This is a genomic window from Serratia sp. TSA_105.2, from assembly GCF_052692115.1.
Genome location: NZ_JBQZFT010000003.1, coordinates 581,229 through 603,560, shown reverse-complemented (window position 1 = coordinate 603,560; position 22,332 = coordinate 581,229). Strand labels below are relative to the sequence as shown.

At 59.1% G+C, this 22,332-nt stretch carries 19 protein-coding genes; 4 read left to right on the top strand and 15 right to left on the bottom strand.

What is annotated here, in order from left to right:
• Positions 1-37: 37 nt before the first annotated feature.
• The 3 genes from cbl to chaB form a co-directional block, all read right to left on the bottom strand.
• Positions 38-991 (bottom strand): HTH-type transcriptional regulator Cbl, encoded by a 954-nt coding sequence (cbl, locus tag ACUTSC_RS13990; protein ID WP_033634950.1) that lies wholly within the window; start codon positions 989-991, stop codon positions 38-40.
• A gap of 302 nt (positions 992-1,293) precedes the next feature.
• Positions 1,294-1,989, bottom strand: a complete 696-nt coding sequence (locus tag ACUTSC_RS13985) for a gamma-glutamylcyclotransferase (protein ID WP_063990234.1) — start codon at positions 1,987-1,989, stop codon at positions 1,294-1,296.
• A 251-nt stretch (positions 1,990-2,240) separates the two neighbouring features.
• Entirely contained in the window at positions 2,241-2,468 is a 228-nt protein-coding gene (chaB, locus tag ACUTSC_RS13980; protein WP_049202016.1) for a putative cation transport regulator ChaB, read from the bottom strand.
• A 130-nt stretch (positions 2,469-2,598) separates the two neighbouring features.
• Here chaB and ACUTSC_RS13975 point away from each other — a divergent pair, with 130 nt between their 5' ends.
• Positions 2,599-3,417 (top strand): siderophore-interacting protein, encoded by an 819-nt coding sequence (locus ACUTSC_RS13975; RefSeq protein ID WP_197767917.1) that lies wholly within the window; start codon positions 2,599-2,601, stop codon positions 3,415-3,417.
• 294 nt (positions 3,418-3,711) lie between these two features.
• On the top strand, positions 3,712-4,815 hold the full coding sequence (gene chaA / locus ACUTSC_RS13970) for a sodium-potassium/proton antiporter ChaA (protein WP_197767918.1): 1,104 nt from the start codon (positions 3,712-3,714) through the stop codon (positions 4,813-4,815).
• Positions 4,816-4,852: 37 nt separating this feature from the next.
• On the opposite strand, the gene lpxO is transcribed toward chaA, so the two are convergent.
• The 6 genes from lpxO to putP all read right to left on the bottom strand — a co-directional run bounded on the left by lpxO (position 4,853) and on the right by putP (position 12,539).
• A complete protein-coding gene (gene lpxO / locus ACUTSC_RS13965) occupies positions 4,853-5,755 on the bottom strand; it encodes a lipid A hydroxylase LpxO (protein ID WP_049202011.1) in 903 nt (300 codons plus the stop codon).
• Positions 5,756-5,989: 234 nt separating this feature from the next.
• The gene (gene phoH / locus ACUTSC_RS13960; RefSeq protein ID WP_015378226.1) at positions 5,990-6,778 is read right to left on the bottom strand and encodes a phosphate starvation-inducible protein PhoH; all 789 of its coding nucleotides are present in this window, start codon (positions 6,776-6,778) and stop codon (positions 5,990-5,992) included.
• A 718-nt stretch (positions 6,779-7,496) separates the two neighbouring features.
• Complete coding sequence (gene efeB / locus ACUTSC_RS13955) at positions 7,497-8,795, bottom strand: iron uptake transporter deferrochelatase/peroxidase subunit (protein ID WP_445653398.1); 1,299 nt, start codon at positions 8,793-8,795, stop codon at positions 7,497-7,499.
• An 11-nt stretch (positions 8,796-8,806) separates the two neighbouring features.
• Positions 8,807-9,943: an iron uptake system protein EfeO gene (gene efeO / locus ACUTSC_RS13950; RefSeq protein WP_063990241.1), complete on the bottom strand. Its 1,137-nt coding sequence runs from the start codon at positions 9,941-9,943 to the stop codon at positions 8,807-8,809.
• Positions 9,944-9,963: 20 nt separating this feature from the next.
• On the bottom strand, positions 9,964-10,809 hold the full coding sequence (gene efeU / locus ACUTSC_RS13945; RefSeq protein ID WP_445653397.1) for an iron uptake transporter permease EfeU: 846 nt from the start codon (positions 10,807-10,809) through the stop codon (positions 9,964-9,966).
• Positions 10,810-11,054: 245 nt separating this feature from the next.
• Positions 11,055-12,539 carry a sodium/proline symporter PutP gene (putP, locus tag ACUTSC_RS13940; RefSeq protein ID WP_197767922.1) on the bottom strand — a complete coding sequence of 495 codons (1,485 nt, stop codon included), beginning with the start codon at positions 12,537-12,539 and terminating at the stop codon, positions 11,055-11,057.
• Between the two features lie 571 nt (positions 12,540-13,110).
• Between putP and putA the strand changes: the two genes are divergently transcribed.
• Both putA and ACUTSC_RS13930 read left to right on the top strand, forming a co-directional pair.
• Positions 13,111-17,082 carry a trifunctional transcriptional regulator/proline dehydrogenase/L-glutamate gamma-semialdehyde dehydrogenase gene (gene putA / locus ACUTSC_RS13935; protein WP_197767923.1) on the top strand — a complete coding sequence of 1,324 codons (3,972 nt, stop codon included), beginning with the start codon at positions 13,111-13,113 and terminating at the stop codon, positions 17,080-17,082.
• Between the two features lie 140 nt (positions 17,083-17,222).
• Positions 17,223-17,378 carry a hypothetical protein gene (locus ACUTSC_RS13930; RefSeq protein ID WP_197800847.1) on the top strand — a complete coding sequence of 52 codons (156 nt, stop codon included), beginning with the start codon at positions 17,223-17,225 and terminating at the stop codon, positions 17,376-17,378.
• A 40-nt stretch (positions 17,379-17,418) separates the two neighbouring features.
• Here the strand turns inward: ACUTSC_RS13930 and tcyN are convergent, their stop codons facing one another.
• From tcyN to ACUTSC_RS13900, 6 genes are all read right to left on the bottom strand, one after another.
• Positions 17,419-18,171 carry an L-cystine ABC transporter ATP-binding protein TcyN gene (tcyN, locus tag ACUTSC_RS13925; RefSeq protein WP_038876913.1) on the bottom strand — a complete coding sequence of 251 codons (753 nt, stop codon included), beginning with the start codon at positions 18,169-18,171 and terminating at the stop codon, positions 17,419-17,421.
• A gap of 3 nt (positions 18,172-18,174) precedes the next feature.
• Positions 18,175-18,837, bottom strand: a complete 663-nt coding sequence (gene tcyL, locus ACUTSC_RS13920) for a cystine ABC transporter permease (RefSeq protein WP_041035592.1) — start codon at positions 18,835-18,837, stop codon at positions 18,175-18,177.
• Positions 18,837-19,637 (bottom strand): cystine ABC transporter substrate-binding protein, encoded by an 801-nt coding sequence (gene tcyJ, locus ACUTSC_RS13915; RefSeq protein ID WP_063990245.1) that lies wholly within the window; start codon positions 19,635-19,637, stop codon positions 18,837-18,839. Before tcyJ ends, tcyL begins: the two co-directional genes overlap by 1 nt.
• A 115-nt stretch (positions 19,638-19,752) precedes the next feature.
• A complete protein-coding gene (locus ACUTSC_RS13910; RefSeq protein WP_164098686.1) occupies positions 19,753-20,745 on the bottom strand; it encodes a D-cysteine desulfhydrase in 993 nt (330 codons plus the stop codon).
• Positions 20,746-20,870: 125 nt separating this feature from the next.
• Positions 20,871-21,380 (bottom strand): flagella biosynthesis regulatory protein FliZ, encoded by a 510-nt coding sequence (gene fliZ / locus ACUTSC_RS13905; RefSeq protein WP_025303240.1) that lies wholly within the window; start codon positions 21,378-21,380, stop codon positions 20,871-20,873.
• Positions 21,381-21,435: 55 nt separating this feature from the next.
• Positions 21,436-22,158 (bottom strand): RNA polymerase sigma factor FliA, encoded by a 723-nt coding sequence (locus ACUTSC_RS13900; RefSeq protein WP_004934752.1) that lies wholly within the window; start codon positions 22,156-22,158, stop codon positions 21,436-21,438.
• Positions 22,159-22,332 lie beyond the last annotated feature (174 nt).

The window sequence follows — 22,332 nt, the reverse complement described above, 5'->3', positions numbered from 1 at the left end:
GCAGAATGCGCGGCAGGCGTTGCCTGCCGCTTATCGATTAAATCTGGTAGTCAATCACCGCATCCAGCTGCGACGAGAAGACCTTGTCCTTGATTTCGGTCAGCGACAGCGTCGGGTTGCACAGCTGGATAAAACGCCAGGCATAGTTGCGCTGCAGCTGACTGCGTTTCAGGCCCAGCCATACCGTATTGGGTTCAAACAAGTGCTCGGCGTTGAGGCTCACCAACCCACGATCGCGCTCTTTTTCATACGACATGTCCGCCAGCACGCCCACGCCCAATCCCAGTTCGACGTAGGTTTTAATTACGTCGGAATCCTGCGCGCTAAGCGCGATGTCCGGCGTCAGGCCCGCCGCTTTGAACGCCGCATCCAGCTTCGCGCGTCCGGTAATGCCCTGACGGTAAGTGATCAGCGGCAAGGTGCTGAGCATCTCCAGCGTCACCTGCGGCTGGCGCGTCAACTCGTGCCCTTCCGGCACCAAAATGGTGTGATGCCAGCGATAGTAAGGGAACGCCGCCAGCGATTCGTCGCTCATCAGCCGTTCGCTGGCGATACCGATATCGGCTTCGCCGGCGGCCAGCATCGAGACGATCTCCTCCGGGCTGCCCTGATTGAGCACCACCCGCACCCGAGGATAAAGCGCACGAAACTCTTTGATGACCCCCGGCAGGCTGTAGCGCGCCTGGGTGTGCGTCGTCGCGATATGCAGCTGCCCCGAATCGTTGCTGCTGAAGACGTCCGCCAAGCGACGGATGTTGTTGGCGTCGTTGAGAATGCGTTCCGCCACCACCAGCAGCTCTTTGCCGGGTTCGGTCATGCCCAGCAGCCGCTTACCGCGGCGAATGAATATTTCAATGCCCAGCTCTTCTTCCAGCTCGCGAATATGCCGACTGACGCCGGACTGCGAAGTAAATAAGGTATTGGCGACCTCGGTCAGGTTGTAGTTGCAGCGCGCCGATTCGCGAATAATTTTTAATTGTTGAAAGTTCATCCCCGTCTCCCTGTTTCTTGCGGTAGCGTTTGCCCTATTGATACGGAGTCCCACGGGGCTGAACAAATAAGAAATAACCTTTAGTTATGCAATTTAATACTAAGTGAATTATTTATCGTGACTCTCGGGGTGGGAAGACGGAGGAAAATGATGAATGGCTTTAAAAATAACGAGATAAATAACCACACAAAAAAGAAGCCTTAAATAATCATGCAGAATAAAGTTATTAAATAGAGGTATTAGATATATGAAAAAGGGCTCAGCATGCTGAGCCCTTCACTGTTTGCCGCCCTGCCAACGCCTCAGGCCGTGGCCTCCGCCCCGAAAGCGCCGGGGCGGTTCTGCTGCAACCATTGCTGTACATAGCGCACCAGATCGCCGATGCAATCATCCTGCATGCCGTGGTGCTTCAGCTCGTTATCCAGCGCAAACAGGTATTGCGCGTTGGTGCCCAGCGGGCCGCTGGCGCTGGCGATCAATGGCGCGATCACCTGGTGACTGGTGTCTGCTTCAAACAGCGGATGCTGCGCGTTCATCACGAACACCAGCGCCGTAACGGTCTCTCCGCCATCCAACTGCAGTTCACACCAGGTCGGCACATAGCAATCGGTGATCATCTCGCGCTTCCAGAGCAGTTCCAGCTCTTCGCGCAGCTTGCCTTCCGGCAGACGAAACGCCAATCCGGTGGTCTGGCCGCCCTCTTTCAGCGCCAGCATGCGCCCCGGCTGATGCAGCGTGCCGCGCCCGGCGGTCAAACGCATGCAGAACGCCCGATGCCAACCCTGCAGCATGGCAGGCCGCACTTCTTCCGATTCGAAAACCGGATTCCACATCAGCGAACCGTAACCGAATACCCATACCGGGCTGTGATTCGGCCTACGCGATAACGTGCACTCCAACGAGGCTGCGCGCTGCTCAGGCGTCAGCAACAGCGATTCCTCAATAGCGCCAAAGGCGGTTTTGCAATCCGCTTTTTGCAGAAAATCTCGCGTTAACACTGTTACAACCTCCCGGGAATACGATTTCTCGTCCTCCCTCGCCACTACTGAACCTTTGCAATTTTATTTTTTGGTGCGGAATTTTATTAATTCAATAACCGCGCCGATTAATAATGACCATATTCTTTTCCCACCGCGCAATCAAGTTGCAAAGCGGCGTTAACGTGGAAAAGTATTTGTACTGAGCAGCAATAATATTAATTGCCGAGGTCAGCATAACGTCTGCGCGATTTTAGCAGGCCATAAAGGCGTTACTTTTTGTGCCAACGCTCATCGTCGCCCTTGCGATAGCTTTGCTTGACCGCCGCCCAAGCCACCTTGTGCGCCGTCTCCTCCCGGCTGTCGTCACCGCGTCGGTCTTCAGGATCCCGGTATTGTTGCCAGGCGCTGTTGAACGCCTCTTTATAGATCGCCTGTGCATGGGCCGGCAGCACATGCTTCACATTGTCCGGCAAGTCGTTCGTGTCTTGATAGGGCATCACGTCCTCCCGTGCGTATTCCGTGAACCTTAAGCCTAGCTCACACGCCGTTGCGCCTCAATGAGCAAACAATTCTCATTATCAAACGGCATGATATACTCACCGCCAAACGAACTATAAGGAGATCCCCGTGACTACCGAAGCCCCTCGCTCACGCGCCCCCTACCTGATCGCCGTCAGCGCCGTACAGGACATTACGCCGCACCTGCGCCGCATCACCTTTACCGCGCCCGATCTGCGCTACTACCCGGCCAACGCCGCCGCCGCACACATCAAGGTCTTTTTGCCGCTCGCCGGCCAAACCCAGCCGGATCTGCCGACGCTGACCGAAAACGGTCCGCGCTGGGCCGCGGACGCCGTGCGCCCGATCGTACGCACCTATTCCATTCGCGCGGTGCGCCCGGAACAGGCGGAAGTGGACATCGAATTCGCGATTCACGACCACCAGGGACCGGCGGTCGACTTTGCGCGCCAGGCGAAAGCCGGCGATAAAATCGGCATCAGCAACCCGGGCGGCCCTAAACCGATGCTGCCGGCGGCCGATTTCTACTGCCTGGCAGGCGATCCTTCCTCGCTGCCTGCGCTGGCCGCGCTGCTGGAAAACCTGCCGCCGCACAGCGCCGGACGCGCTTTCGTCCGCGTCGACAGCGCCGCTGACGTGATTGACCTGAAAAAACCCGCCGATGTTGAAATCAATTGGATCGTCGGCGGCACAGAGAAAACCGAGGAACTGATCGCTCAGTTCCGCGCGCAGTCCCTGCCGCAGGGCGAAGCGCACTTCTGGCTCGCCGGTGAAGATCGCCTGGTGGTGGGGTTGCGTCGATACCTGCGCCGTGAACGCCAATGCGATCGCAATCGCCTTTATGCCGTACCTTACTGGCGTGAAGGGCTAAATGAAGAGGGTTACCACAATAAACGGCATGAAATCATGGATAACATTGATGACTGACGGTCTCATTTCCCTTGATTAACCAAGTGGTAAATGAGTAAACACGACTTTTCTCAAATCTAACGTTAAAAATTGGCGTTACTGCGTAAAAGTAAGTAAATAAAACCGCACCCCGTGCGGTTTTTTTGTTACTCTGATCACATAAAGCAAGCAATTGCTTTCTCAGATAAAAACAACATCACACCGGCGCCGTGGGTGTATCCTAATATAAAATACCTACTGGAAACGCAGAGTTGCCGCATCACGGCGACCGGCGCTGACGGGCTACGCTGTTTGATAAGGAGTGCCACCCTCATGAAGTCGCAACACGATCCTGGCCGATCCACCAAGTCTCGCCATACCGAATACTCGCTGATCCTCCCCATCGCCGCGCTGGTGGTGTTGAATCTGTGGAGCAGCACCACTCACTTTCCGCTGATCGTCGGCATCAACATTCTCGCGCTGGTGGGGATCCTCAGCAGCGCCTTCAGCGTGGTGCGCCACGCCGACGTGCTCGCCCACCGGTTGGGCGAACCCTACGGCTCGCTGATCCTTAGCCTGTCGGTGGTGATCCTCGAGGTCAGCCTGATCTCGGCGCTGATGGCCACCGGCGACGCCGCACCGGCGCTGATGCGCGACACGCTGTACTCCATCATCATGATCGTTTCCGCCGGCCTGGTCGGGTTCGCGCTGCTGCTCGGCGGGCGCAAGTTTGCCACCCAGTACGTCAACCTGGGCGGCATCAAACAGTATCTGATGGCGATTTTCCCGCTGGCGGTGATCGTGCTGGTGTTCCCGAGCGCGCTGCCGGGCGGCAACTTCAGCACCGGGCAAGCGCTGTTGGTCGCGCTGATCTCCGCTGCCATGTATGGCGTGTTCCTGGTGATCCAGACCAAAACTCACCAGAGTCTGTTCGTGTACGAGCATGAAGACGACGATGGCGATCCGCATCACGGCAAGCCTTCATCGCACAGTAGCACCTGGCATGCCGCCTGGCTCGTCGTACACCTGATCGCGGTTATCGCCGTCACCAAGTTCAACGCCAATCCGCTGGAAGGCCTGCTGACCAAGATGAACGCGCCGGCGCAATTCACCGGTTTCCTGGTGGCGCTGCTGATCCTGTCGCCAGAAGGCCTGGGCGCGCTGCGCGCCGTGTTGAACAACCAGGTACAACGCGCCATGAACCTGTTCTTCGGCTCGGTGCTGGCGACCATCTCCCTGACCGTGCCGGCGGTCACCATCATCGCCACCCTGACCGGGCAAACGCTGATCTTCGGCCTGCAAACGCCGCATATCGTGGTGATGCTGACGGTGCTGCTTCTGTGCCAGCTGTCGTTCTCGACCGGCCGCACCAACGTGCTGAACGGCACCGCCCACCTGGCGCTGTTCGCCGCCTACATGATGACTATCTTCGCCTGATCAAAAAGGGGCGCACACCGTGCGCCCTTGTCTTCGTTTATACCGAGAAGAATATCGCCGCGGCGATCCCCCCGAACAAAATCCACTTGATGATGTAATAGCCGGTGCGGTTCCAGGCCTTCAGGCGTTTCCCCACCCGGCGTATCGCGTAGATGTATTTGAACATCTTGTTGACGCCGCCGGTGCGATCGCCCTCTTCGTTCGGCGCGGTGGCGGCGCTCATCAGATTACGCCCCAGCCAGTGGTTAACCGCCTGCGCCCAGCGATAACGCATCGGCCGTTCGATGTCGCAGAACAGGATCAGACGGTTCTGCCCACTCTGGTTTTCCGCGTAGTGCAGATAGGTTTCATCGAACATCACGCCTTCCCCATCGCGCCAGCTGTAGCGCTCGCCGTCCACTTCAATAAAGCAGCGGTCATCGTTGGGGGTCATCAGCCCCAGGTGATAACGCAGCGAACCGGCGTAAGGATCGCGGTGGCGCGGCAAACGGCTGCCGTCCGGCAGTTCGGCGAACATCGCCGCCTTGACCGAAGGCAAGCTGCGCAGCAGTTCAGTGGTCTGCGGGCACAGGGTCATGGCCGAAGGATGACTGTCCTCATACCATTTCAGATAAAAGCGCTTCCAACCGGTCTTAAAGAACGAGTTGAAACCGGCGTCGTTGAATTGATCGGACGCCTTGATCTGCTGGATCTCCATCAGCTTCTGTCCTTCGTCGCGGATGGTCTCCCAGTTATCTCTCAACACCGCCAGCTCAGGAAACTGCTCCGGCTTCAGGTACGGCGTGGTCGGCACACGGGAAAACAGATACATGAAAACGTTCAACGGTGCGGTAAAGGTGGAATGGTCAGACAGCTGCCGCCACACGTTGTAGCGCACCCGTCCGCGGTAATGCACATAGACGACGCATAAAATAAGCAAAATCAGAATGATGTATTTCATGTTTGAATCGCATCAAGGAACCTACACGCTATGCGCCGCGCGGCGCACACCCCAGATAATGTCCTTTTGGTGCCGCAGGCAAATTGCGCGCCAATCTGGAACCCATTAATCATTAACGCTAACTCAACGAAAATCTATACAAAAAACCACAATAATTTACACAAAGGTTAAACGAGAGGGGAAATTGCGGAGATAAAAAAGGCCGCCGAAGCGGCCTTTCTATTAGCGGATAGGTTAACTGTAAGCGTTGAGCGTGCGCTGGCACAAAGCGGAACGCACGCAGTCCTGTTTTTCAAAGCGGATAACGCCGATCATCTCGTCCTCTTCGAAGCGCTCCAGCGCGTCGCTGAGACCGGATTTCACGCCGCGCGGCAAGTCGCACTGGGTCACGTCGCCGTTAACGATAACCGTCACGTTTTCGCCCAGGCGGGTCAGGAACATTTTCATTTGGCTGGCGGTCACGTTCTGGGCTTCATCCAGGATAACGACCGCATTTTCGAAGGTGCGCCCACGCATATAAGCGAACGGCGCAATCTCTACCTTGCCGATTTCCGGGCGCAGGCAGTACTGCATAAAGGAAGAGCCTAAACGACGTACCAGAATGTCATACACCGGGCGGAAATAAGGGGCGAACTTCTCGGAGATATCCCCCGGCAAGAAACCGAGGTCTTCATCCGCCTGCAAAACAGGACGGGTAACGATAATCCGATCCACCTCTTTATGGATCAGCGCCTCCGCCGCCTTGGCGGCGCTGATGAATGTTTTGCCACAGCCGGCTTCGCCGGTGGCGAAGATCAGCTGCTTATTCTCTATGGCTGATAAGTAATGACCCTGAGCTTCGGTTCTAGCCTCGATGGGTGAGCTATCGCGCTTGTCTCGCGCCATGCCGATAGACTCGACTCCCCCCATTTGCACCAGCGAGGTCACAGACTCTTCTTCCAGCTGGCGATGACTACGAGCGTCACGACGAATAACGCGTTTCGCTTCACGACGTGCTTTGATCACTGCTTTCTGTCTACCCATAGTGGCACCTTACAGTTTGTTTCACCTACCGCAACGGCCAGGCCGCGCGATTATGTTTCACACACGTATTAGGTTTTGGCCTCCTCCGAGCCAATAAGAGCCAAGGGACAACGTGAATCGACGGCAACGCTTAAGCACCGTTTTTTCACGGGACAACGCGGACTGCATCAATAAACGTGGAGTAAAAAGTGATGAGATTCGGTAGCGATAAGGGTGCGGAGTTGCCGGTAAAAGAGAGTTGGAGAGAGAACCCTCGTTACAACGAGAAATCAGGGGAGATGTGTTATTTTTTCTTTCCAGCCCAGCCAAGGACTTTACCATTAGCGATCCCCGCAGTGATATTTACAGCTTCAAGCTGTGCACCGTGTGAAAACTACCGCCAGATGATTACAGTATAATGACATTCAATCCTGTCGCGTTACTAAAATGTAAAAAAATTTTATATCTTTTATTTTCAGTTAGCGCAAAAACACTATATCACGCTCGGCACGTCATTCCATAAAAAAATTATTCATATAAATATCAATAAATTAAAATTAAAAACCGCGAATGACACTTTGGTTTCCCGATTAAAATTTGCACAACTCAAAGTCGGCGGGCCGCTCAGATTTTTTAATCCGCAGGCGAAGGATTGAATTGAACGCCGTCGCTTAATGCCCCGCGCAATAGGCAAGCCAAAGTAAAACGAGGCGGAAGATCCCGCCTCGTCATTGCGCACTCAGGCCTTGAGCAGGCCGCTGGCCAGATAGTCGCCGCCCTCTTTCACGCCCGGCAATACGAAGAAATATCCGCCACCGATCGGCTTGATGTATTCTTCCAGTGCTTCGCCATTGAGCCTTTTTTGCACCGTCAGGAATCCTTTTTCCAGATCGGCCTGATAGCAGACGAACAGCAGCCCCATTTCCAGCTGCCCGGCATTGGAAACGCCAAGGGAATAACTGTAGCCACGCCGCAGCATCAGGTTGCTTTGGCTTTCCGGCGTGCGGGGGTTAGCCAACCGGATGTGCGCGTCCATCGGTATCACCTTGCCGTCGGGATCGTTCGCGTAGTTCGGCTCGTCATGTTCATGCTTCATGCCTAACGGCGCGCCGCTGTGCTTTTCGCGACCGAAAATAGTTTCCTGCTCCTGCAGCGGCGTGCGATCCCAAAACTCCACGCGGAAGCGAATAATACGCGCCGCCTGGTAGCTGCCGCCGGCCGTCCACGCCGGTTCACCCACGTTGTCACCGACCCACACCACCTTATCCATCAGCGGTTTGTCGTCGGTTTTCGGGTTGGCTGTGCCGTCTTTGAAGCCCAGCAGGTTGATCGGCGTCTCTTTGCCTTTGCTGCGCGCCGCGTGCGCGGAGATAAACCCTTCCCGCTTCCAGCGCACGCTGAGCAGATCCGGCGAATGCTTGATGATGTCGCGCAGCGCGTGGAGAGCGGTTTCATTGGTGTTGGCGCAGATCTGCAGCAGCAGATCGCCGTGGCACAGCGCGGCATCCAGCGCATCGTTGGGAAAGCGCGTCATCTTCTGCAACCGCAGCGGTTTGTGCGCCTGCAGGCCAAAGCGTTCGTCGAACAGCGATGCGCCGACCGAGACGGTAATGGTCAGGTTGTCCGGGTAAATCTCCGGCCCCATGATGCCGGAATCGAGCGGCGGCAGCTTGGCGTCCACCTCCGGCGCCTTGCCACCGTGGGTCAGGAAGGCGATGCGATCGGTCAACAGCCGGAACAGACGCTCCAGATCCGCTTTGCTGGTCGCCAGCACGTCGAACGCCACCAGCATCATCGCCGCCTGTTGCGGCGTCAGCACCCCGGCCTGATGGCGGCCATAAAACGGCTGTTTCTGCCAACGCTCATCCTGCGGCGTCGCCAACGGCTCCGCCGCGTTGCCCGCCGCCTGCGCCAGGCGGCTGCCGCCCAGCGCCAGCGCGCCCACCCCCAGCCCCTGCAGCAAACGGCGCCGCGAAGGCGATGCCGCCCCTTGCGATTGCAGATGAGGCCCGTTATTCGGGCCTGCCTTGTTGCTCATAACCGTATGCCTCAGTCCAGGCCCAACACGCCGCGCAGTTGGGAAAGGTCTTCCGCCAGCGTGGTGATCGGCCCTTTCAACGCGTTGCGATCGGCATCGCTCAGCTTCTCGTAGGACTCATACCCCTCTTTGGTTTGGTACTTCGCCAAAATGGTGTCGACGGTTTTGAAGTTGGCGTCAATCTTGTCCAGCAGCGGCTTGTTGGCTTTGACCAGCAGCGGGCGCAGCAGGTTGACGATCTTCTGCGCGCCGTCGACGTTGGCCTGGAAATCCCACAGGTCGGTGCGACTGTAACGGTCTTCTTCACCGCTGATCTTGCTGGCCGCCACTTCTTCGATTAACCCGGCGGCGCCGCCCACCACTTTGCTCGGCGGGAAAGTCAGTTCACTCACGCGTTTTTGCAGCTCAACAGTGTCGTGATACAGACGGTCGGCATATTTGCCCATGTCTTTGGTCGAGTTGTCGGCAAACAGCGCCTTCTCGAGGCGGTGGAAGCCGGTGAAGTTCGGATCCGCCGATTTCTTCTCGTAGTCGTCTTCACGGGCGTCGATGCTGCCGTCCAGATCGGAGAACAGCTCGGCGATCGGCTCGATACGCTCATAGTGCTGGCGGGTCGGCGCGTACAGCTTGCGCGCTTGCTCCACGTTGCCGGCCTTCACCGCGTCGGTGAACAGCTTGGTCTGTTTCACCAGCCCATCGACTTCTTTGGTGACGTAGACTTTGTACTCGGCGATCGGGCCAACCAGATCCAGCGCGCTCGGTTTGCCGTCGGTAGCGCCGTTGGCCGCCGCGGTGACGGTCAGTTTACCTTTCGGATTGCTCAGCAGCCCGCAGGTCATGTCATATTCGCCCGCTTCCAGCGTGGCGGTCATTTTCTGGGTGAAGCCCGGCGCGATGTTCTCGCGCTCTTCCACCACCATCACCCCTTTCAGGATTTCCCATTCGACGTTTTTCTGGCTGGTGTTGTGCACCACAAACTGCGTCTTGCCGGCCGGCACCGTCAGCTGCATCGGTTCACACTGCTTGTCGTTGACCGTGACCTTGACCTGCGGCACGTCCGCCGCCAACGCGTCGATGCTCAGCGCAAACGCCGGGATAGCCAGTAATGCTGCGTGCAACGCCTTGCGGCGAAATAACGGAGTAGACATACGAGATTCCCTATTACACATTAATGATTGATTTTACGTTGCGCCGGCGCCGCTGCCGGCTCCGCGCGCTGCGGCAGGAAAAAGAAAATCAGCGCCGGGATCAGATACAGGAAATAGACGGCCACTTCGCTGACCGTCGGGGCTTCCTGATAACCGAGAATACCTTCCAGCAGGGTACCGAACAGCGAATGGGTCGAGAGGGTGCTGCTGAAATCGAAAGCGATAGCCTGGAAGTGGTTCCACAGACCGGCTTCGTGGAAGGCGCGGATCGCCCCGGCGGCCAGGCCGGCGGCGACGAACAGAATGAACAGGCTGGTCCATTTGAAGAATTTGGCCAGGTGCAGCTTCACCCCGCCCCAGTAAATCATCATGCCCAGCACGATGGCGGCCACCAGGCCGAGCACCGCGCCGATCGGCGCCGCGGCGCCCACGTCTTGCTGGAACGCCGCCAACAGGAAGAACACCGACTCCAGCCCTTCGCGCGCTACGGCGAAAAACACCATCGCCACCAGCGCCCAACCCTGCCCTTTACCGGCGTTGAGCGCCTGATCGATCGCGCCTTCCAAATGCACCTTGACCGATTTGGACACCTTACGCATCCAGAACACCATATAGGTCAGGATCAGTACCGCCACCACCGCGACGATACCTTCGAACAGCTCCTGCTGTTTCTGCGGGAACTCGCCGGTGGTCTCGTTGATGAAGATGCCGAGCACCAGACACAGCGCCGCGGCGACAATCACGCCGATCCACACCGCACCGAGCCATTGGCTGCGCTGCGTGCGTTTCAGATAGCTGGCGATCAGGCTGACGATCAGCGCAGCCTCCAGCCCCTCGCGGAACATGATAAGAAAGGGAACGAACATAAATAATCACCCCTGAAAAGACCGCGGCGGCAGAGAAAATTGACTCGAAATGAGCGGCGGCAACTCTGTAAAGAAACGTAAAATACAACGAGAGTGATTATCATTCTGCCAAGAAGAAATACAAGAGGCGCAAGCGTGATTTTTTCTAATCAAATGTCGCCAGGTGTTACAGCCGGATGACGGCGGTAAGCCGGCAAAAAGAAGGGGCGCTCTGCGCGCCCCTTGCTGACTGACATCGAACGGCGTTATACCGTTTTATACTCAGCTTCCGCCTGATCGAAACGCTCGGTCATGGTGGCGGAAGGCTGGCGGCCCATCAGGCTCACTACCACGATGGCGAGGCAGCCCAGGATGAAGCCTGGGATGATTTCATACAGGCCCAGCCATTCGTACTGTTTCCAGACGATCACCGTCACCGCACCGACCAGCATGCCGGCCAGCGCGCCGTTGCGGGTCATGCGCGACCACAGCACCGAGATCAGCACGACCGGGCCGAAGGCGGCGCCGAAACCGGCCCAGGCATAGCTCACCAAGCCCAGCACGCGGTTCTCCGGGTTGGCCGCCAGCGCGATGGCGATCAACGCCACCACCAGCACCATCACGCGGCCGACCCACACCAGCTCACGCTGGCTGGCGCCTTTGCGCAGGAACGCCTTGTACAGGTCTTCGGTGATCGCGCTGGAACACACCAGCAGCTGGCAGCTCAGGGTACTCATGACCGCCGCCAGAATTGCCGACAGCAGCACGCCCGCCACCCATGGGTTGAACAGCAGCATCGCCAGCTCGATGAACACGCGTTCGCCGTTCTGCGACACGTTACCGGCTTGATCCGGGTTATTGGCGAAGTAAGCGATGCCGAAGAAACCGACGGCGATGGTGCCGGCCAGGCACAGGATCATCCAGGTCATGCTGATGCGGCGCGCGCTGCGGATGGTGCGGTGAGAATCCGCCGCCATGAAACGCGCCAGGATGTGCGGCTGGCCGAAGTAGCCCAGGCCCCAACCCAGCAGCGACAGGATGGCGATGAAGTTCAACCCCTTAAGCATGTCGAGGTTGGCCGGGTTCTGTGCCTGGATCACCAGCATCGAAGTATCGATGCCGCCAACGGCGAAGATGACGATCACCGGCGTCAGGATCAGCGCGAAAATCATCAGGCTGGCCTGCACGGTGTCGGTCCAGCTTACCGCCAGGAAACCGCCGATAAAGGTATAGAGGATGGTCGCCGCGGCACCGGCCCACAGGGCGGTTTCGTAGCTCATGCCGAAGGTGCTTTCGAACAGGCGCGCGCCGGCTACGATGCCCGAGGCGCAGTAAATGGTGAAGAACACCAGGATGACGATGGCCGAGATCACCCGCAGCAGCTTGCTGTTGTCTTCAAAGCGGCTGGTGAAATAGTCCGGCAGCGTCAGGGCGTTGTTGTTGGCTTCGGTATGTACGCGCAGCCTTCCTGCCACCAGTTTCCAGTTCAGGTAGGCGCCGATGGTCAGGCCGATGGCGATCCAGCTTTCGGAGATGCCGGAGAGGAAGATCGCGCCCGGCAGGCCCATCAGCAACCAGCCGCTCATGTCGGAAGCGCCGGCGGACAGCGCGGTCACCACGCTGCCCAAACTGCGGCCGCCGAGAATATAGTCATCAAAGTTGTTGGTTGCCCGGTAGGCAAGCAGGCCGATCAGCACCATCCCGAAAATGTACACCAGGAAGGTCACCAGCATAGGTGTGCTCATTGTCATTTAATTCTCCACTTTCATTATTATTCGCGTTTCGCTCCGGCCAAGCCGGCGCCGGTAAACCCACGCGCAATGCATTTCACTGGCCGCCGCGCCGGAACGTGGCGCAGCCTGCGAGCAAGTGCAGGTAAAATAGTTTCTGCCCGTAATTGTTGACCGTCGGTTATCCTAGATGAGCCTTTCATCAACCAACAAGATATTTAACAACAAAGTTACACAAAGTTTACCCTGCGTCACATTTACCGGGCCCAAAGGTTGCACTCACGACAACCAAAGTGAGTTGCACCCGGCTATTACCCTTATATACCGCAAGGTAAAACGTCTGCGGCAGCATAAACCCCGCCGCATTTGCTCAATAAGGCAACATTCGTGCCAACTGCCGATGTTAAAAAATCGATGAAACTCACACTTCGCTCATCAGCCTGATTTAACAAGGTTGCACAAAGTTGCAACATGCAGGATATTGTCTGCATTCTTGACACCACACATCTCACGAACCTATCCCAACAGGCTTTCCGGCCTGCTGTTTGTCTAGCCTGATGGGATAGGTTCTAAACACAGGAGTTGGATTGGCATGGGCACTACCACAATGGGCGTGAAACTCGACGAGGCAACACGCGACCGGATCAAGAGCGCCGCACAGCGTATCGATCGCACGCCGCACTGGCTCATCAAGCAGGCCATCTTTAATTACCTCGAGCGTCTCGAGAGCGGTTCCGATATTCCTGAAATTCCAGCGCTGGCCGCTGCGGGCCAGCCTGAAGCGGACGACATTATGCCGCAAGCGCAGGAAGAGTCACACCAGCCATTCCTCGATTTCGCCGAACAAATTCTGCCGCAGTCGGTCACCCGCGCCGCCATCACCGCCGCCTATCGTCGCCCGGAGACCGAAGCGGTGCCGATGTTGCTCGAACAGGCGCGATTACCCGCCGATCTTGCTCAGGCCACTCACAAAATGGCCTATGGCATCGCCGAGAAGTTGCGTAACCAAAAAAGTGCAAACGGCCGCGCCGGCATGGTGCAAGGCCTGCTGCAAGAGTTCTCCCTCTCCTCGCAGGAAGGCGTGGCGCTGATGTGCCTGGCGGAAGCGCTGCTGCGCATTCCGGACAAACCGACCCGCGATGCCCTGATCCGCGACAAGATCAGCAACGGCAACTGGCACTCGCACCTCGGGCGCAGCCCGTCGCTGTTCGTCAACGCCGCGACCTGGGGCCTGCTGTTCACCGGCAAACTGGTGTCCACGCACAACGAAGCAAACCTGTCTCGCTCGCTGAACCGCATTATCGGCAAGAGCGGCGAACCGCTGATCCGCAAAGGCGTGGATATGGCGATGCGTCTGATGGGTGAACAGTTCGTGACCGGTGAAACCATCGCCGAAGCGCTGGCCAACGCGCGCAAGCTCGAAGAAAAAGGCTTCCGCTACTCCTACGATATGCTGGGCGAAGCCGCCCTGACCGAAGCCGACGCGCAGGCCTACCTGGTTTCCTACCAGCAGGCGATCCACGCCATCGGCAAAGCCTCCAACGGCCGCGGCATCTATGAAGGCCCCGGCATCTCCATCAAGCTGTCCGCCCTGCACCCGCGCTACAGCCGCGCGCAGTACGAACGCGTCATGGAAGAACTCTACCCGCGCCTGCTGTCGCTGACCCTGCAGGCTCGCCAGTACGATATCGGCATCAACATCGACGCCGAAGAGGCCGACCGTCTGGAGATCTCGCTCGATCTGCTGGAGAAGCTGTGCTTCGAGCCGCAGCTGGCCGGCTGGAACGGCATCGGCTTCGTGATCCAGGCCTACCAGAAACGCTGCCCGTTCGCCATCGATGCGGTGATCGACATGGCGCAACGCAGCCGCCGTCGCCTGATGATCCGTCTGGTGAAGGGCGCCTACTGGGACAGCGAAATCAAACGCGCCCAGATGGACGGCCTGGAAGGCTACCCGGTCTACACCCGCAAGGTCTATACCGACGTTTCCTATCTGGCCTGCGCCCGCAAGCTGCTGTCGGTGCCGAACCTGATCTATCCGCAGTTCGCGACCCACAACGCCCATACCCTGAGCGCCATCTATCATCTGGCCGGCAACAACTACTACCCTGGCCAGTATGAGTTCCAGTGCCTGCACGGCATGGGTGAGCCGCTGTATGAACAGGTGGTGGGTAAAGTGGCCGACGGCAAACTGAACCGCCCTTGCCGCATCTATGCGCCGGTCGGCACCCATGAAACGCTGCTGGCTTACCTGGTGCGCCGCCTGCTGGAAAACGGCGCCAACACCTCGTTCGTCAACCGCATCGCCGACGCCACCCTGCCGCTCGACGAGCTGGTGGCCGATCCGGTCAGCGCCGTGGAAGCGCTGGCGGCCAGCGAAGGCCAGATTGGCCTGCCGCACCCGCGCATTCCGCTGCCGCGCGAGCTGTACGGCGAGAAGCGCACCAACTCCAGCGGTCTGGATCTGTCCAACGAACAGCGTCTGGCCTCGCTCTCCAGCGCCCTGCTCACCAGCGCCAGCCATCCGTGGCGCGCGGAACCTATCATTGACGCCGAATTGGATCAGGGCGTGGAGCAACCGGTGATCAACCCGGCCGAGCCGGGCGATGTGGTCGGCTACGTGCGTGAAGCCACCGAAGGCGAAGTCAGCCGTGCGCTCGACGCCGCCGCGGCCGCCGGCCCAATTTGGTTCGCGACACCGCCGACGGAGCGCGCCGCGATCCTCGAACGCGCCGCCGAGCTGATGGAAAGCCAGCTGCAAAGCCTGCTGGGCATTCTGGTGCGCGAAGCGGGTAAAACCTTCAACAACGCCATCGCCGAAGTGCGTGAAGCGGTCGATTTCCTGCACTACTACGCCGGCCAGGTACGCGACGATTTCGCCAACGACAGCCACCGTCCGCTGGGCCCGGTGGTCTGCATCAGCCCCTGGAACTTCCCGCTGGCGATCTTCACCGGCCAAATCGCCGCGGCGCTGGCGGCGGGCAACAGCGTGCTGGCCAAACCGGCCGAGCAAACGCCGCTGGTAGCCGCGCAGGCAGTGCGAATCCTGCTGGAAGCCGGCATTCCGCAAGGCGTCCTGCAGCTGCTGCCGGGCCAGGGTGAAACCGTCGGCTCAACGCTGGTCAACGACGCCCGCGTACGCGGCGTGATGTTTACCGGCTCCACCGACGTCGCCGGCATTCTGCAGCGCAGCATCGCCGGTCGTCTGGATCCGCAGGGCCGCCCGACGCCGCTGATCGCCGAAACCGGCGGCCTGAACGCCATGATCGTCGACTCTTCCGCCCTGACCGAACAGGTCGTGACCGACGTGGTGGCCTCCGCCTTCGACAGCGCCGGCCAGCGCTGCTCCGCGCTGCGTATCCTGTGCATTCAGGAAGACGTGGCCGAACACACGCTGCAAATGCTGCGCGGCGCGATGGCCGAATGCCGTATGGGCAATCCGGAGCGCCTGTCTACCGACGTGGGCCCGGTGATCGACGCCGAAGCCAAAACCGGCATCGAACGCCACATCCAGGCGATGCGCGCCAAAGGCCGCAAGGTGTACCAGGCCGCCAAAGGCAGCACGCAGGATGAGAAAGAGTGGGCGCGCGGCACCTTCATCAAGCCGACGCTGATTGAGCTCGACAGCTTCGACGAGCTGCAAAAAGAGATCTTTGGCCCGGTGCTGCACGTGGTGCGCTTCCAGCGCAACAATCTGGACGCGCTGGTCGATCAGATCAACGCCGCCGGTTATGGCCTGACGCTGGGCATTCACACCCGTATCGATGAAACCATCGCCCGGGTGACCGAACGCGCCAAGGTCGGCAACCTGTACGTCAACCGTAACATGGTTGGCGCGGTGGTCGGCGTACAGCCGTTCGGCGGCGAAGGCCTGTCGGGCACCGGCCCGAAAGCCGGCGGCCCGCTGTACCTGTACCGTCTGCTGGCCAACCGTCCGGACGATGCGCTGCAGCGTACGCTGCACCGTCAGGACGAAGAGCGCCCGATGGAAGCTACCGCACGGCCGCAACTGCTGGGCGCACTGCAATCGCTGGAGAAATGGGCGGTCACCAGCCAACAAGGCGAACTGGCGGCTTTAGCGCAGCGCTATGCGGAACTGGGCCAGGGCGGCACCGTACGTCCGCTGCCGGGCCCGACCGGCGAGCGCAATACCTATGCCCTGCTGCCACGTGAACGCGTGCTGTGCCTGGCGGATAACGAAGCCGACGCGCTGATCCAACTGGCCGCCGTGCTGGCGGTTGGCAGCTGCGTGCTGTGGCCGGAAGCGGAACTGCAGCGCAATCTGTTCCGCCGCTTGCCGAACGATGTGCAGGCGCGCATCGCCTTCAGCAAAGACTGGCAGCAGGACAAGGTCGAGTTCGACGCCGCCATCTACCACGGCGATGCCGATCAGTTGCGCACCCTGTGCGAACAGATCGCGCAGCGCGGCGGCGCCATCGTTTCGGTACAGGGCTTCGCCCATGGTGAAACCAACATCCTGTTGGAACGCCTGCTTATCGAACGTTCGCTGAGCGTCAACACCGCCGCCGCCGGCGGCAACGCCAGCCTGATGACCATCGGTTAACGCATCATCAAGGCGGCCATGGATTGCCGCCTGAGTTGCTCACCGCGACGCAAACCCTGCACTTGTGCAGGGTTTTTTATTGCCCGCAGCCCGGTCAGCCGTTAGCGTCTTGTTATCCTGGCATGAGGATGTGGCGCCTAATGGACGATAACAACAGGGTGAGCTCAGAACGGATTGGTCTGCTTGCAAACCGCGGCAGCACGCAACTCGTCGCTTTGACGCTCGGGTTCGGTAACATCCGGGATACGGTAGCCGCAGCGGGTTTCTCGCCGCCGCCGCGCGAAACGCATTATTGAAAACGGAGTGAATGCGGACGGGGGAAGCTCCCCCGCCGCCTTATTGATTCAGGAATTTGTCGAGGAATTGCTGGGTACGCTGGTGCTGCGGGTTGGCGAACAGCGCTTTGGCCGGGCCCTGTTCAACGATGCGGCCGTGGTCCATAAAGATAACCCGGTCGGCCACGTCGCGGGCAAAGCTCATCTCATGGGTGACGATCACCATGGTGCGTTTCTCTTCCGCCAGTGAACGCATGGTATTGAGCACTTCCCCCACCAGCTCGGGATCGAGCGCCGACGTCGGCTCATCGAACAGAATCACCTCCGGCTGCATCGCCAGCGCGCGCGCAATAGCCACTCGCTGCTGTTGGCCGCCAGATAACCGCCGCGGATACGCCTGCTCCTTGCCGCTCAACCCCACCTTGGCCAGCAACGCGCGGGCGCGCTGTTCCGCGCTGGCTTTCGCCTCGCCCTTGACGATAACCGGCCCTTCGATGATGTTTTCCAACACCGAACGGTGCGGGAACAGGTTGAAGTTCTGGAACACGAAACCGACCTGCTGACGCAGCGCCCGCACCTGATTTTTCTGTTTGCTCAGCGGCTTGCTGCCGTCGATCAGGATATCACCGACGCGAATGGTGCCGGAATCCGGCTCCTCCAGCAGGTTAATGCAGCGCAATAAGGTGGTTTTCCCCGAGCCGCTCGGCCCGATAATCGCCACCACTTCGCCGGCGTCCACCGCCAGATCGATCCCATGCAGCACCGTCTGACCCTTGAACTGCTTGGTCAATTGCTTAACTTCGATGGCACTCATGCGTTACTCCTGATCCTGGCGATTAACGTGGGCTTCCAGACGGTTTTGCAGTGCGGAAAGCAGGGTCGCCATCACCCAGTAAATCAGCGATGCCGCCAGGTACATGGTAAACACTTCCAGCGTGCGCGAGGTGATCAACTGCGCCTGGCGGAACAGTTCCGGCACCTGAATGGTGGCGGCCAGCGAGGTGTCTTTCACCAGGCCGATAAAACTGTTGCCCAGCGGCGGCAAGGCGGTGCGCGCCGCCTGCGGCAGGATCACCCGGCGCAGGGTTTGCCAGCGGGTCATCCCGATGCTGGCGGCGGCTTCCCACTGCCCTTTGTCGATCGACGAAATCGCCGCGCGCAGCGTTTCCGAGGTGTAGGCGGCGGTATTGAGCGACAGGCCAATCAGCGCCGCCGGGAAAGGATCGAACTCGATGCCGAACTGCGGCAGACCGTAATAGATCATAAACAGCTGGGCGATCAACGGCGTGCCGCGGAACAGCGACACGTAAATGCGCGACAGCCACGCCAGCGGCCAAAGCGGCGAAAGGCGCATCAGCGCCAGCAGAAAACCGAGCAGCAACCCCAGCGCCATGCCGCCCAGGCTGAGCTGAAGCGTCAGTATTGCGCCCTTCAATAAAAATGGCGCTGAATCCAGCGCCAGTTGAATACTTTCGTGCATTATTTAGTTACGTCCGCGCCAAACCATTTCTCGGAGATCTTCGCCATCGTGCCGTCTTTTTGCATCTCGGCGATCGCCTGGTCAATCGCGGCCAGCAGCTCTGGGTTGTTCTTGCGCAGCGCCACGCCGGACTCCTGACGAGAGAATGCCGGGCCGGCTACCGCCAGCGTATCGCCGGTTTTCTTCACCAGATCCAGCGCCGCCAGGCGATCCACCAGAATGGCGTTGATACGGCCAACGCGCAGATCCTGATACTTGGTCGGGTCGTCGTCGTAGGTACGCACGTCCACGCCCTGCACATTCTCACGCAGCCATTGCTCATAGTTGGTGCCCAGGCCAACGCCGACCTTCTTGCCCTTCAGATCTTCCGGCTTGGTGATGGTGCCTTCGTTGCCTTTTTTCACCAGCGCCTGAATCCCGGAAACGGTGTAAGGGGTGGAGAAATCATATTTCTTCTTGCGCTCATCGGAGAGCGTCACCTGATTGATGACCACGTCGATACGCTTCGAATCCAGCGAAGCCAGCATGCCGTCCCACTTGGTCGGGTTCAGCTTGGCTTTCACGCCCAGGTGTTCCGCCAGTGCGTTGGCGAAATCCACTTCGAAACCGGTCAGCTTGCCGTCTTCCCCCTGGAAGCTGAACGGCGGATAGGTGCCTTCCAGCCCGACGATCAGCGTGCCGCGTTGTTTCACCTGCTGCAGCAGATTGTCGGCGGCGTAGGTTTGAGTCGTCACACCGGCGGCCAACGCAATACCCACCACGCCCAACAGCCATTGACGACGAACTTTCGCAAACATCATAAACACCCCTGTGTGTTATTTATCTTTTTTGATATCAGCACTTTAACAGTGCGACCGCCCGCATAAAGGAATATAACCTTATAAATATAGTTCAAAATGGAATAACAAGCGGTATTTACACCTGCGGATGATAGGCGAACAGCGCCGGCGCACCGCCGGTGTGAACGAACAGAATAGGCCCTTCATCGCGGAAGCGCCGCTGGGCGATGCCGTCGATCAAACCGGCCATCGCTTTGCCAGTGTATACCGGATCCAGCAACACACCTTCTTGCTGCGCCAGCAGTTGCACCGCCGCCATGCCCTCTTCGTTCGGCATGCCGTACTGCGGCGCGAAATAATCATCCCATAGCGCGATCGGCGCCAGTTCGTCGATATTCAGCGAACAGGCCAGGGCTTTTTGGATCTGCTCCACCTTCGGCAGCTGATCGATCACGGTGCGCGAGACCGTCACGCCGATCAGTTCAGTCTCCGGCAACAGCTGCTGCAGCCCCACCGCCAGCCCCGCGTGGGTGCCGGCGCTGCCGGACGCCACCACCACCGAACTGAACGCCACGTTGCTGCGTTGGCTCTGCTCGGCGATTTCCAATGCGCACTGCACATATCCCAGCGCGCCCAGGGCATTGGAGCCACCCACCGGCACCACGTAAGGCCGGAAGCCCTGAGCCTCGAGGCGCGTCGCCAGTTCCGCCAGCTGCTGCTGCGGATCGTGCAGCGCTTCACACATCACCACCTCGGCGTTGAACAGGCCGATCAACAGGCGATTGCCGTTGGTGAGATAGTTTTCCGCGCGGGTGTCGATAGGGTTTTCCAGTAGCGCGACGCAGTGCAGGCCCAGTTTCGCCGCCACCGCCGCCGTCTGGCGCACGTGGTTGGATTGAATGGCGCCGGCGGTGACCAGCGTATCGGCACCCTGACGCAGCGCGTCGGCGGCCAAAAACTCAAGCTTTCTCAGCTTGTTGCCGCCCATTGCCATAGGGGTGACGTCGTCACGTTTAAGGTAGATTTCGCGGCCGAGGTAATCGGAGAGACGGGACAGCTTTTCGAGCGGTGTGGCGGTGCCAACCAGATCCAGACGCGGAAATTGCGCCAGTTGTTGTTGCAGGTTCACTACTTCCCCCCAGGGAATCGAATATCAACATCTGATAACCGATAGATTTATCAGATGTGAACTGAATAATCATCCTTTATCACGGGGGAAACAGCAGGCCCCGGCCCAGCGGCCGGGGAAAAGTCTCAGTAGCTGCGCTGCCAGGCGAGATACTGATCGTATTTGCGCAGCGCAATGCGGTAGTTGTTGTGCGCCGCGGTAGGCAGATCGTCGATGATACGCTGATGGCTGGCGCTGCTGGCGAATTTATCCGCCGGGTAGTTGCGCGCCACCAGCATTTCGTCCAGCCGGCGTAGCCGCACCACATACTCGCGGATGGTGCTGTGGCTCATCTCGGTCTGCTCGAACAGATACTGTTTGAACGCCATGATGTCGAAATAGCTGGGGTGGCTGTTGCAGGAGATCTCGCTGCAGAAGCGGCACAGCGCGGTCAGCTCGTGTTGCACGTTTTGCCAGACCGCATCGTCGATCGGCTGATCCATGCGCGCGATGGCTTCTTTATTGATAATCTTGCCGCGAAACACCAGCGCCATGCGGTCCAACAGTTTGCCGCACTGGGAGCAATGGGTCTGGCTGTGCTTGTAGTCTTTCAGGTAACGGCTAAGCGGCCGTTTCTTCAACAGTATTCCTGGCATAAGGGGCAGTCCCGTTGTCGCATGAGTCATCGAGTTGAGGGGCGGTGGGCCGCCGTCAGGTATCGTTCGCCAGCCGCGCGCGCAGCCGTTTGATCGCCTGACTGTGCAGTTGGCTGACGCGGGATTCCCCGACGTCCAGCACGGCGCCGATCTCTTTGAGATTCAACTCTTCCTGGTAATACAGCGTCAGCACCATTTTTTCGCGCTCCGGCAACGCCTCGATGGCGTCGATCACCCGCTGGCGCAGGCTGCCTTCCAACAGGTGATGCAGCGGGTTGGCCTCTTCATGCCCTTCCAGCATCGGTTCCGCGTTCTCGCCATGCTCCTCACGCCATTCGTCGTAGGAGAAAAGCTGGCTGTTATTGGTGTCCAACAGAATTTGACGGTACTCATCCAGCGAGATATTCAGCGTCTGCGCCACTTCCGTCTCGCTCGCCGGGCGGCCGTAACGCTGTTCCAGTTGCCGCATCACCTGCGCGACCTCTCGCGCGTGGCGCCGCACGCTGCGCGGCACCCAGTCGCGGCTGCGCAGCTCGTCGAGCATCGCGCCGCGAATGCGTTGCACCGCATAGGTGGTAAAGGCGGTTCCCTGTAGGGCGTCATAACGCTCAACGGCGTTCAATAGCCCGATTCCCCCGGCCTGCAGCAGGTCGTCAAGCTCCACGCTGGCGGGCAACCTGACCTGCAGGCGCAACGCCTCGTGGCGCACTAACGGGACGTAGCGCAGCCAGAGAGAATTTTTGTCCATTACGCCTTCGGCGGTATACAGATCGCTCACTATGTCTTAAACCTGCGGATAAGAGAGTCAGCGCTATTATGCGTAGGGGGCGGAATGCCAATCGGCTGAACAGTCGCACAAAACGGGCTTTATTTGCGCCATGTAATAACCGCGCGGTGCGCGAGCATAAAAAAACCCCGCCGAAGCGGGGTTTCTTTGCGACAGTTAATCGGG